The organism is Puerhibacterium puerhi, from assembly GCF_009846865.1.
GTDB classification, from domain to species: domain Bacteria; phylum Actinomycetota; class Actinomycetes; order Actinomycetales; family Cellulomonadaceae; genus Puerhibacterium; species Puerhibacterium puerhi.
The window spans coordinates 192,524-204,629 of record NZ_WUWN01000001.1 but is presented as its reverse complement, the minus strand read 5'-3'; the positions used below and the strand labels follow the sequence as shown (position 1 = coordinate 204,629).

The following is a 12,106-nucleotide window of genomic DNA, read 5'->3' as shown; positions in this document are numbered from 1 at the left end:
GTGCCGGCGCCCCCGCGGAGGCGGTCCCGTCCTCGCGGCCGCCGACGGCCCGGCCGACGAGAAGAAGGAGCGGGCCACCGTGGTCACCGCTGAAACCGCGGGCAGCACGATCATCGACGCTGCCTGGATCGATTACGTCCCGCTGGCGATCTACTTCGCCTTCGTGCTCGGCGTGGGCGTCCTGGTGCGCAAGCGCGCGCGCAACGCCGTGGAGTTCCTGACCTCGGGCCGCTCGCTGCCCGCCTGGGTGACGGGCCTGGCGTTCATCTCCGCCAACCTCGGCGCCGTCGAGATCATGGGCATGTCCGCCACGGGCGCCCAGCTCGGCATGCCGACGGCGCACTACTTCTGGATCGGCGCCATCCCGGCCATGCTGTTCCTCGGCCTGGTGATGATGCCGTTCTACTACGGCTCCAAGGTCCGCTCGGTCCCCGAGTTCATGCTCAAGCGCTTCGGCGTGGGCGCCCACCTGGTCAACTCGGTCTCGTTCGCGCTGGCGCAGCTGCTCATCGCGGGCATCAACCTGTACCTGCTCGGCTCCGTCGTCAACGCGATGCTCGGCTGGCCCATGTGGGTGACGCTCATCATCGCCGCGGCGATCGTGCTGTCCTACATCACCCTGGGCGGGCTGTCGGCGGCCATCTACAACGAGGTGCTGCAGTTCTTCGTCATCGTGGCAGCCCTGCTGCCGCTGACGCTCATCGGCCTGCACCGCGTGGGCGGCTGGGACGGCCTCGTCGAGCGCGTCACCGCATCGCCCGGCGGCGCCGAGCAGCTGTCCACGTGGCCCGGCGAGGCGCTGTCCGGCCTGCCGAGCCCGTGGCTCAGCGTCGTCGGCATCGTGTTCGGCCTCGGCTTCGTCACCTCGTTCGGCTACTGGACCACGAACTTCGTCGAGGTCCAGCGCGCCATGGCGTCGGACTCCATCCGCTCGGCCCGCCTGACGCCGATCATCGGCTCGTTCCCCAAGATGTTCATCCCGTTCATCGTGATCGTGCCGGGCATGATCGCCGCGGTGCTGGTGCCGGAGATCGTCGAGTACAAGGCGGGCGGCGGCCCGGCCGGCAGCGACGTGACGTGGAACCAGGCCCTGCTCTACCTCATGCGCGACGTGCTGCCCAACGGCCTGCTCGGGCTGGCGATCACCGGCCTGCTGGCCGCGTTCATGGCCGGCATGGCCGCCAACGTCTCGGCGTTCAACACGGTGTTCACCTACGACATCTGGCAGCGGTACGTGAAGAAGGACCGCGACGACGCGTACTACCTGCGCATGGGCCGCGTCGCCACGGTGATCGCCACCGTCGTCGCGATCTTCACCGCCCTGATCGCCGGCGGCTTCGACAACCTCATGGACTACCTGCAGACGCTGTTCGGGTTCTTCAACGCGCCGCTGTTCGCCACGTTCATCCTCGGCATGTTCTGGAAGCGGATGACCCCGGCGGCCGGCTGGTCCGGCCTGGCCAGCGGCACCGTCGCGGCCGTGATCGTGTTCGTGCTCAACGAGACCGGCGTGTTCGACCTGCCCGGCCAGGGCGCCGCGTTCCTCGCCGCCTCCACCGCCTTCGTCGTCGACATCCTGGTCTCGGTGGTCGTCACGCGGTTCTCGCGACCCAAGCCCGACTCCGAGCTGGTGGGCTTCGTGTACTCGCTGACGCCGAAGGACCGGCTGTCCGACGACGAGGCGCACCCCGCCTGGTACAAGCGGCCGGTGCCGCTGGCCGGGCTGGCCGCCGTGATGACCGTCGCCCTCAGCGTGATCTTCGCCTGACCGGAAGGAGCCGGACATGTCTGCTGGCAAGCGCGCGGGTGGCTTCGACATCCGCAACTTCATCGGTGCCGCCGTCGGCATCATCGGCGTCTACCTGCTGGTGGTCGCGCTCACGTGGGGCCCCGAGCTCGACAAGACCGGCGGGGTGCACGCCAACCTGTGGACCGGCGTGGCCATGGTCGTGGTCGCGGCGCTGTTCTTCCTGTGGGCGCGGCTGCGGCCGCTCGCGGCGGCCGTGACCGACGGCGAACCGGAGCGCGACGAGCGCTGAGCCCGCGCCCAGGGCCAGTACCAGCACGACGCCGACGGCGCCGCACCCGCCAGGGTCCGGCGCCGTCGGCGTCCGGCGTCGTCGGTCAGGCCGGGGCGCCGCCGCGCGCGTCCATCCGCTCGAGCAGCCGGGCGAGCACGTTCCCCAGCCGCAGCCCGTCGTGCTCGTGCTCGTTGGTCACCCACGCCCGGACATTGCCGACGCGCGCCGCGGTGTCGAGCGAGAGGCCGGCGTCGACGTACATGTCGTCGAAGTACACCGCCGCCTCGACCGGCACCTCGTTCGCGGCCAGCCGGTCGACGTCGTACAGGTCGCCCCAGTCCTCGCGGGCGGCCAGCGCCTCGGCCGCGGCGCGGAACCCGCGCAGCTCGGCCTGCTCGAACATCCAGGGGTAGATCATCTCGCCGGTGAGCAGCAGCGGGCGGGCCGACGGCGCGAACGCCGGGTCGGCGTCCCTGACCCGCTGCGCGGCCCACGCCGTCGCGCCGGTGCCCGACTGCGCGTAGATCGACTCGTGCATGACCGCGTACAGCGGGTTGGTGGCGAACGACGTCGCCGCCTGCACCTCGGCGAGGAAGGTGTCGGTCAGCTCGTCGGAGCCGGCGTCGAACGCCTCGTCGACGATCCAGTGCACGCGCTCGAAGCCTGGCGCCATCCCGAACGCCATGCCGAGCGACTGGAACCGCTCGACGGTGAGCGGGTCGCCGTTCGGCAGCACGACGTCGCCGGCGGCGAGGCGGTCGGCCACCCGGGCGATCGTCGGGACGTCGTGCGGGTAGCGCTCGCGGTAGACGGCGTTCTTGGCGGCCACGCGCGGCTGGGTGCGCGCGTACACGTCGGTGGCGCTCGCCGTGAGGCCCGCGAGGCCGCCCGTGACGTACGACGCCGCGAGGCCTTCCGGGGCGAGCGACAGGTAGGTCAGCGTGATGAAGCCGCCGTAGGACTGGCCCAGCGTCGACCAGCGCCGCCCGCCGTACACGGTGGTGCGCAGGTGCTCGGCGTCGCGCACGATCGAGTCCGCCCGGAAGTGGCTCAGGTGCTCGGCCTGCGCGGCGGCGTCACCGAGGCGCTGCAGCGCCCCGGCGCGCACGGCGCTCGAGCGGCCGGTGCCGCGCTGGTCGAGCAGCACGACGCGGAACCGCTCCAGGGCGGTGCCCAGCCAGCCGTCGGGGCCCACGGGGCGCGGGCCCTTGCCGCCCGGGCCGCCCTGGAGGAACACGAGCAGCGGCAGGTCCTCGTGCCGGCGGTGCGGTGCCACGCACTCGCGGGCGAAGACGCTGATCGTGCGCCCGTCGTCGGGCCGCGCCCAGTCGAGCGGCACCTGCACGGTGCGGTCGGTGACGTGGACGCCGGGCAGGGTGTAGGAGACCTCGGAGGTCACGGAGCTGCTCACGCGAAGACCCTAGCGATCCCGCCCCCGGCCCCGCCCCCGCCCCTCCACGACGTGGTGAGCGAGGTCACCGACCGAGCACCCACGGGCAGCCGACGAACAGAGCGCAGGGACCGACGTCGTGCGAGCGGCCGTATCCCTCCCGAAGTGGAGGCCGCCCTGCGGCCGCGAACGCGGCCGCACGCACGACGTCGGTCCCTGCGCGGCGGAACCGAGGTTTCGATCCGAGCCGAGAACTACTGCACGTCCTCGTCCACCCAGTCGAACGTCTTCGTCACCGCCTTCTTCCAGTTGCGGTACAGCCGGTCGCGCTCCTGGTCCGGCATGGCGGGCGACCACCGCTTGTCCTCGGCCCAGTTGGCCGTGACGTCGCCCTCGCCCTCCCAGAAGCCGACGGCGATGCCCGCGGCGTAGGCGGCGCCGAGCGCCGTCGTCTCCGCGACCTTGGGCCGCACCACGTCGACGCCGAGCTGGTCGGCCTGGAACTGCATGAGCAGCTCGTTGGCCACCATGCCGCCGTCCACCTTGAGCTCGGTGAGCTCGACGCCCGAGTCGGCCTTCATGGCGTCCATGACCTCGCGGGTCTGGTACGCCGTGGCCTCGAGGGCCGCGCGGGCGATGTGGTTGCGGGTGACGTACCGGGTCAGGCCCACCAGCGCGCCGCGGGCGTCCGGCCGCCAGTACGGCGCGAACAGGCCGGAGAACGCCGGCACGAAGTACGCGCCGCCGTTGTCCTCGACCTTGCGGGCCAGCCACTCGACGTCCGGGGAGTCGACGAACATGCCGAGGTTGTCGCGCAGCCACTGCACCAGCGACCCGGTGACGGCGATCGACCCCTCGAGCGCGTACACCTGGGCGGCGTCGCCGATCTTGTAGCAGACCGTGGTGAGCAGCCCGTTCTTGCTCGGCACCTTCTGCGTGCCGGTGTTGAGCAGCATGAAGTTGCCCGTGCCGTAGGTGTTCTTCGCGGTGCCGACCTCGAAGCACGCCTGGCCGAACGTGGCGGCCTGCTGGTCGCCGAGGATGCCCGCGAGCGGGACGCCCGGCACCATGCCGCGCTCCCGGCCGTGGCCGTACACCTCGGACGACGAGCGGATCTCCGGCAGCATCGACATCGGGATGCCCATGTCCGCCGCGATGTCCTCGCGCCAGGACAGGGTATCGAGGTCCATGAGCATGGTGCGCGAGGCGTTGGTGACGTCGGTGACGTGCACGCCGCCGTCGGGTCCGCCGGTCATGTTCCACAGCACCCAGGAGTCGGTGTTGCCGAACAGCAGGTCGCCCCGCTCCGCGGCCTCGCGGGCGCCCTCCACGTTGTCGAGGATCCACTTGATCTTCGGGCCGGAGAAGTAGGTGGCCAGCGGCAGGCCGACGACGTCCTTGTACTTGTCGGGGCCGGTGTCGCCGCCGAGCTCGTCGACGATCGCCTGGGTGCGGGTGTCCTGCCAGACGATCGCGTTGTAGACGGGCTTGCCGGTGGTCTTGTCCCAGACCACCGCGGTCTCGCGCTGGTTCGTGATGCCGACCGCGGCGACGTCGGTGTGGATGATGTTCGCGCGGGTCAGGGCCAGCCCCACGGCCTCGCGGACGTTGTTCCAGATCTGCTCCGGGTTGTGCTCGACCCAGCCGGCCCGCGGGAAGATCTGGTCGTGCTCGAGCTGGCCCGTGGACACGATCCGGCCGGAGTGGTCGAAGACGATGGCACGGGAGCTGGTCGTGCCCTGGTCGATGGCGAGGACGTAGTCAGCCATTGTGGGAGTTTCCTTCACGTCGTCGTTGTCGTGCGGACGGGGTGCCGGCCGGGGCCGGCGTGGGACCGGGCGGGTCGCGCCAGGGCGACGTGCCCGCCCGGGCCGTCACAGGTAGACGCGGCCGAGCAGGCCGCCGAGGATGCCGCCGATGAGCGGGCCGAGCACGGGGACCCAGGAGTACGACCAGTCGCTGCTGCCCTTGCCGCGGATGGGCAGCACGGCGTGGGCGATGCGCGGGCCGAGGTCACGGGCAGGGTTGATGGCGTAGCCGGTGGGACCACCGAGCGAGGCGCCGATGGCCACCACGACGAGGGCCACCGCCAGCGGGCCGATCATCGTCGGCGTCTCGCCCTGGATGACGATCCAGAAGACCAGCACGAACGTGGCGATGATCTCGGTGATGAGGTTCCAGCCGTAGGAGCGGACGGCCGGGCCGGTGGAGAAGACGGCGAGCTTGGTGCCCGGGTCGGCGTCCTGGTCGAAGTGCCGCTTGTACGCCAGGTAGGCGAGGACCGCGCCGAGGAAGGCACCGACGAACTCGCCGGCGAAGTACACCAGCGCGTTGGGCAGGTTCGGCTCGATCGTGCCCACGACGTCGTTGTCGGCGAACGGGAGGTCGGCGGCCCACAGGCCCACGGTCACGGCCGGGTTGAGGTGCGCGCCGCTGCGGTACGCCCCGTACACGCCGATGAACACGGCCAGGCCCCACCCGAAGTTGATGAGGAGCCAGTCCGGGCCGAAGCCCTTGTTCTTCGGCAGGATGACGTTGGCGACCACACCGGCGCCGAGGAGGATCAGCAGCCCGGTCCCGAGTACCTCGGACCAGAAGACTGTCAGCAGCGATGAATCCATGTCGGTTCAGTTCCCTCTCTGAGGCGCTGTCGGGACGTCGTTGTCCGCACCGACGACGGTGCTACGGCTGCAGCGGGACCATCCCCGCCACGTCCGCGGCCTGCAGGCGGGCCTGCGCGGCCGACGCGTCGTCGGGCTCCAGGGAGGCCGCCTGGTAGGCGGCCACCCGGTCACGGTAGGCCGTGAGCTCGGCCTGGCGCGCGGCGTCGTCCCAGCCCAGCAGGGGAGCGACGACGTCGGCGATCTCGGGCAGGGCCGCCAGGCCGCTGTCCGGGACCTCGTAGACGAGGCGCGTGCGGTGCAGCAGCACGTCCTCCAGGTGGAGGGCGCCCTCGTGGGACACCCCGTAGTGGATCTCCGCGCGCAGGTAGGCGGGAGCGTGCTCGAGCGGGCGGGCCAGCGACGGGTCGGCCTCGCACAGCTCGACGATCTCGGCCAGGTTCGAGCCGTACCGGTGCAGCAGGTGGTCCACCATCGGCGGCGTCCACCCGTACCGCTTGGCCCAGGTGCGCGCCTGGCGCCGCACGGCCCGCAGGCCGACCGCGCCCTCGAGCGGGATGTCCTGGGTGATCGACGGCAGCGCTGCAGCGCGCTGGCCGATGGCGTGGTCCACGGCGTCCTTGGCCATGACCCGGTAGGTGGTGAGCTTGCCGCCGGCGATGACCGACAGGCCCGGCGTCGGGCTGGCGACGGTGTGCTCGCGGCTCACCTTCGCCGAGCTCGTGCCCTCCTTCGTGCCAGGCTGCAGCAGGGGGCGCAGTCCCGCCCAGGTGCCGATGACGTCCTCGCGGGTCAGCGGGTGCGCGAGCACCGCGTTGGCGTGCTCGAGCACGTAGTCGATGTCGGCGGCGGTGGGCACGGGGTGCACCAGCTCCTCGGTCCACGGGGTGTCGGTCGTGCCGATGACCCAGTAGCGCGACCACGGGATGACGAACAGCACCGACTTCTCGGTCTGCAGGATCAGCCCCACGTCGCCGCGGATGCGCTCGCGCGGGACCACGATGTGGATGCCCTTGGAGGCCAGCACGCGCAGGCCGCCCTCGGAGCCCGCGAGCGCCTCGGTCTGCTCGGTCCACACGCCGGTCGCGTTGATGACGTGCCGGGCGCGCACGGTGATCTCGCGGCCGGTCTCGAGGTCGACGACGACCGCGCCGTTGACCGTGCCGGAGGAGGTCTGAGTCATCCCCACCACCTGGGTGCGGCTGGCGGCGTGCGCGCCGTAGCCCGCGGCCGTGCGCACGAGGGTGGCGACCAGGCGGGCGTCGTCGACCGACGCGTCCCAGTACTGCACGGCGCCGATCGCGGCGTCGTGGGCCAGGTCGGGGAACTTGCGCTCCATGCGCTTGCGCGTCAGGTGCCGGTGGAGGGGCATCGCGCGCTTGCCCGGCGCGACCGCGGCGAGCGTGTCGTACAGCGCGATGCCGGCGCCCACGTACGCGCGCTCCCACACGCGGTGCTCCAGGGGGTAGAGGAACGGCACGGGGCGCACGAGGTGCGGCGCGATCTCCTTCAGCAGCAGGTCGCGCTCGGTGAGCGCCTCGTGCACGAGGTTGAAGTCGAGCATCTGCAGGTAGCGCAGGCCGCCGTGCACGAGCTTGCTGCTGCGGCTCGACGTGCCGGAGCCCCAGTCCTGGGCCTCGACGATGGCCGTCGACAGGCCGCGGGTGACGGCGTCGAGCGCGATGCCGGCGCCGGTGACCCCGCCGCCGATGACGAGGACGTCCAGCTCCCCGCTGGGCGTCGTGGAGGCCTCGAGCGCGGACAGTGCCTGGGCCCGCGATTCGGCCGTGAGCCGGGTGGACGCCATCGGTTTTCCTTCCTCGCGGTGACGGGGCTAACGTCACATCCCTGGAACGTTCGCGCAACCGCTGTGCACGAACGTGCACGGCGGTGTGACGCACGACCCGCGGACGACCCGGACAGGAGGCGCGAGAGCATGCCCGACCGCGACCGCGAGGTGGTCATGGCGGCGACCATGTACTACCTGCAAGACCTGACGATGGAGGCCATCGCCAAGCACCTGCGCACCTCCCGCTCCACGGTGTCGCGGCTGATCAAGCGCGCGCGGGAGGAGGGGATCGTCGAGATCACCCTGCGGCCGGCGCACTCGCGCGCCCCCGGCCTGGGCCAGCAGATCGCCTCCACGTACGGCATCGACGCGTACGTGGTGCCCGTGCCCGACTCCGCCACGCTCGAGGACCGCCTCGAGCAGGTGGCGATGGCCACCGCCCGCCTGCTCACGCGGTGGTTCGACTCCGAGATGGTGCTCGGCGTCGCCTGGGGAACCACGCTGGCCTCGATCGCCCGGCACCTGCCCCGCAAGCCCACCCGGGGCTCCGAGGTGGTGCAGCTCAACGGCGCCGCCAACACCCGCACCTCCGGGGTGAGCTACGCCGGCGACCTCATCGCCGGGTTCGGCGCCGCGTTCGACGCCCACGTCCACCACTTCCCGGTGCCGGCCTTCTTCGACTACGCCGAGACCAAGGCCGCGATGTGGCGCGAGCGGTCGATCCGCCGCGTGCTCGACGTGCAGGCGCGCGCCGACATCGCGCTGTTCTCCGTCGGGGCGCTGACCGGCGGGCTGCCCTCGCACGTGTACGCCGGCGGCTACCTCGAGCCGGAGGACCTGGCCGTGCTCGACGCCGAGGGCGTGGTCGGCGACGTGTGCACCGTGTTCGTGCGCGCCGACGGCACCTACCGCGACATCCCCATCAACCGGCGCGCCACCGGCCCGGCGCCGCACCAGCTGCGCCGCATCCCGCGCCGGCTGTGCGCCGTCGCCGGCGACAACAAGGTGCCCGGGCTGCGCGCCGCGCTCGCGGCCGGCGTCGTGACCGACCTCGTCATCGACGAGCGCACAGCCGTGGGACTCATGCGCGGCGTGCGCGCCCGCCGGCCCGAGGCGCTGCGCTCCGAGGTCGTCGCGGCCGAGGGGCTGCCGCTCGTCCACCGGGCGACGCCCTCGCGGCCCGTGGCCGCGGACGTACAGTGACGACCGTGCCCGACCCCAGCAGCGCGTCCCGTCCCCTGGCCCTGACCGCGACGTGGTCCGGCCCCGGGGGCGTCGTCGTGCGCCCGGCGCTGCCGGCCGACGTGCGCGCCGTGCGGGCGCTGGTCGAGCCGTACGCCGAGCGCCGGATCCTGCTGGCCAAGGAGATGGTCGGCTACTTCGAGGCGGTCCAGGAGTTCGTCGTGGCCGAGGCGCCGCAGGTCGCGGAGGCGGCGGAGGCCGACGGCGACCGGCCCGGCGGCGTCGTCGGCTGCGGCGCGCTGCACGTCATGTGGGACGACCTGGCCGAGATCCGCACGCTGGCCGTGCACCCGGGCTGGCTCGGCCACGGGCTGGGCCACACCATCGTCGAGGCGCTGCTCGAGCGGGCGCGCGCCCTCGGCCTGTCCCGCGTGTTCTGCCTGACCTTCGAGGTCGAGTTCTTCCGGCGCCACGGGTTCGAGGTGATCGAGGGCACCCCGGTGGACCCCGAGGTCTACGCCGAGCTGCTGCGCTCGCACGACGACGGCGTCGCGGAGTTCCTCGACCTGGCCCGCGTCAAGCCCAACACCCTCGGCAACACGCGGATGCTGCTCACCCTCTGAGCCGGGCGGGCCCGCGAGGGGGCACGGCGAGGTCTTCTTCCCGCGTGCAGCGCCGAGCATCAGTCCCGCGGGAGGTGGTAGGCGCCCGCGGTGTCCTGCTCCACCAGGCCGTCCTCGACCAGGCCGGCCAGGCACCGGGTCACCTGGGCCGCGTCCGGCGCGGCCGCCGACCGAGTCCCGCCGCCCGCCGCGGCGCCCGGCCTGGCGAGCGCAGCGTCCATGGCCTCGCGGTCGACCGAGCCGGCGGTGCCGCGCAGCACCGCCATGATCCGGCCGCGGCACTGGCGGTCGGTGCCGTGCCACGCCTGGGTACGGCGCCGGCCGGCGTGCGCGTCCGGCGGGCTGCCGGCCGCGCGCCAGGCGCACAGGTCCGCCACGGGGCACGCCGGGCAGCGCGGGGACCGCGCCGTGCACACCAGCGCGCCCAGCTCCATGGACGCCGCCGCCCAGCGCGCCGCGCCCGCGTCGTCGTCGGGCACGACGGCGGCCGCCAGCGCCCGCTCCGCCGCCGTGGGGGACGGCGCGGGCAGCGCCGTCCCGCCGACCGCGCGGGCCAGCACGCGACGCACGTTCGTGTCGACGACCACGGAGCGCCGCCCGAACGCGAACGCCAGCACGGCGGCGGCGGTGTACTCCCCGACGCCGGGCAGCGCCCGCAGCGCCTCGTCGTCGTCGGGCACCGCGCCGCCGTGGCGCTCGACGACGGCGCGGGCACACTCCTGCAGGCGCAGCGCGCGCCGCGGATAGCCCAGGCGGTCCCAGGCGCGCAGCACGTCGGCGGTGGGTGCGGTCGCGAGGTCGGCCGGCATGGGCCAGCGCTCCATCCACGCGCGCCACGCGGGCTCGACCCGTGCCACTGGGGTCTGCTGGAGCATGACCTCGCTGACGAGCACGCCCCACGGGGTGCGCTCGGGCAGCCGCCACGGCAGGTCGCGCGCCGCGCCGGCGAACCACGCCACGACGCGCTCGACCAGCTCGTCGGCGTGCCCCGCGACGGGACGGGGCGGCGCGGTGCTCGGCGCGACGGTCGGGGAGGCAGGCACGGTCCCATTCTCCCAGCGGGTCGGACGGCGCCGTGCCCTCGTGCGCCATCGCACGCCGGCGGTGTCCGGCGCGGCTCCGCGGCGGGCCGCTGTGCAGGTCTTAACCTGCCGACGACGGCGCCGGGCCGGGGCGACGGGCTGGTCGCCGCGTCCCCGTCGGCGCTCACCGAGCCGTGTCCGACAGCACCGACCAGCAGCACCGACCGCAGCAGAACGAGCACGGAGGACCCCGTGGCAAGCGCCGACGACCGCCCGCGGCAGGGCTCGTCACCGCGCTCCGGCGCCGGGCGTGGCGCGTCCCCCGGCCGCCGCTCCGGGGGCAGCGGCGCGCGGGGGAGCGCGTCCGGTCAGCCCCGGGCCCCTCGCGGCGGCGCGGCGCAGCCGGGCCGCTCTGCGGCGGGCGGTGCCTCGGCGCGGTCCGGGAGCGCGAGCCGGGCGGGTGCCGCGTCGGGTGCCGCGTCGGGTGCCGCGTCGGGCCGGTCGGGTGGCGGCGCGCGGCAGCCCGCGGCCGGGCGGCGCGACGAGCGCGTCGTGAGCGCTCACGGGTTCCAGGCTCCCGGGCCCGGCGGCGGCTCGGCCGTCCGGTCCCGCCCGCACTCGGCCCGCGGCGTCGCCGCCCGGTCGGCGTCTGGCCGGCCCGCCGCGGTCCGTGCGGCCCGCCGGCGCCTGGTCCTGGTCGCCGTCGTGCTCGCGGCGCTCGTCGCCCTCGGCGTGACGGCCGGCTACGGGCTCGGCCGCGGCGTGCAGGCAGCGCGCGACGCGTGGCCGGACCCGGTGCCCCCGCTCGAGGCGCAGAAGGTGGCGGCCCCCGACCCGACCGAGGTCGGCGGACCGTCGCGGCCGTGCCCGGCGTCCAGCCTCACGCTCGGGCTCACGCCCGACCGTCCCCAGGTGGACGAGGGTCGGCCGGTCGTGTTCGCCGTCACCATCACCAACTCGGGACGGCGGCCCTGCGTCGTCGACGGCTCGGGCGTCAACCGCCGCATCACGGTCACCGACGCCGAGGGCCGGGTGGTGTGGACGTCGGCGCACTGCACCTCGGGCGAGCGGCAGCTGCTGCTGGGGCCCGGCGACGTGGACAGCAAGACGATCCGCTGGTCCGGCAAGAGCTCGGTCGAGGGGGAGTGCACGACGGGGCAGCCCGCCGTGCCGGCGGGCGTCTACACCGCGCAGGTGTCCGTGGCGTCCGTCGAGGGCGCGGTCAGCGCGCCGGTGCGGCTCACGGTCGGGCAGCCGGCAGCGTCGCCCGCACCCTCGTCCGCACCCTCGTCCGCGCCGTCGGCCCCTGCCCCCGAGGGTGGCGCGTCAACCTCGGCCCCGGTGACGCCCGAGGCGCCGGCGCCCACCGACCCGGGTGCGGCGGCCGCCCCGTCGCCGGTGACGGGGCAGCAGGTCGACGCGGGCACGGCCCCGGCCGCAGGCTGACGCCCGGCGGGC

At 73.9% G+C, this 12,106-nt stretch carries 10 protein-coding genes; 5 read left to right on the top strand and 5 right to left on the bottom strand.

The features are described 5' to 3' along the window. Window positions 1-79: 79 nt before the first annotated feature. Together GSF02_RS00980 and GSF02_RS00975 are read left to right on the top strand one after the other, a co-directional pair. Entirely contained in the window at window positions 80-1,768 is a 1,689-nt protein-coding gene (locus tag GSF02_RS00980; RefSeq protein WP_235915279.1) for a sodium:solute symporter family protein, read from the top strand. A 16-nt stretch (window positions 1,769-1,784) separates the two neighbouring features. After that, the gene (locus GSF02_RS00975) at window positions 1,785-2,039 is read left to right on the top strand and encodes a hypothetical protein (protein WP_159791818.1); all 255 of its coding nucleotides are present in this window, start codon (window positions 1,785-1,787) and stop codon (window positions 2,037-2,039) included. An 85-nt stretch (window positions 2,040-2,124) separates the two neighbouring features. Here GSF02_RS00975 and GSF02_RS00970 read toward each other — a convergent pair whose 3' ends face one another. The 4 genes from GSF02_RS00970 to GSF02_RS00955 form a co-directional block, all read right to left on the bottom strand. Further along, window positions 2,125-3,432 (bottom strand): alpha/beta fold hydrolase, encoded by a 1,308-nt coding sequence (locus GSF02_RS00970; RefSeq protein ID WP_235915278.1) that lies wholly within the window; start codon window positions 3,430-3,432, stop codon window positions 2,125-2,127. Window positions 3,433-3,665: 233 nt separating this feature from the next. Beyond that, window positions 3,666-5,180 (bottom strand): glycerol kinase GlpK, encoded by a 1,515-nt coding sequence (glpK, locus tag GSF02_RS00965; RefSeq protein WP_159791816.1) that lies wholly within the window; start codon window positions 5,178-5,180, stop codon window positions 3,666-3,668. 105 nt (window positions 5,181-5,285) lie between these two features. Next, on the bottom strand, window positions 5,286-6,032 hold the full coding sequence (locus tag GSF02_RS00960) for an MIP/aquaporin family protein (protein ID WP_159791814.1): 747 nt from the start codon (window positions 6,030-6,032) through the stop codon (window positions 5,286-5,288). Between the two features lie 61 nt (window positions 6,033-6,093). Beyond that, window positions 6,094-7,839 carry a glycerol-3-phosphate dehydrogenase/oxidase gene (locus GSF02_RS00955; protein ID WP_159791812.1) on the bottom strand — a complete coding sequence of 582 codons (1,746 nt, stop codon included), beginning with the start codon at window positions 7,837-7,839 and terminating at the stop codon, window positions 6,094-6,096. Between the two features lie 129 nt (window positions 7,840-7,968). Between GSF02_RS00955 and GSF02_RS00950 the strand changes: the two genes are divergently transcribed. Beyond that, complete coding sequence (locus GSF02_RS00950) at window positions 7,969-9,024, top strand: sugar-binding transcriptional regulator (RefSeq protein ID WP_159791810.1); 1,056 nt, start codon at window positions 7,969-7,971, stop codon at window positions 9,022-9,024. A 41-nt stretch (window positions 9,025-9,065) separates the two neighbouring features. After that, window positions 9,066-9,626, top strand: a complete 561-nt coding sequence (locus GSF02_RS00945; protein WP_159792103.1) for an amino-acid N-acetyltransferase — start codon at window positions 9,066-9,068, stop codon at window positions 9,624-9,626. Between the two features lie 59 nt (window positions 9,627-9,685). Here the strand turns inward: GSF02_RS00945 and GSF02_RS00940 are convergent, their stop codons facing one another. After that, on the bottom strand, window positions 9,686-10,669 hold the full coding sequence (locus GSF02_RS00940; RefSeq protein WP_159791808.1) for an HhH-GPD family protein: 984 nt from the start codon (window positions 10,667-10,669) through the stop codon (window positions 9,686-9,688). A gap of 531 nt (window positions 10,670-11,200) precedes the next feature. Here GSF02_RS00940 and GSF02_RS00935 point away from each other — a divergent pair. Next, on the top strand, window positions 11,201-12,094 hold the full coding sequence (locus GSF02_RS00935; RefSeq protein WP_159791806.1) for a hypothetical protein: 894 nt from the start codon (window positions 11,201-11,203) through the stop codon (window positions 12,092-12,094). Window positions 12,095-12,106 lie beyond the last annotated feature (12 nt).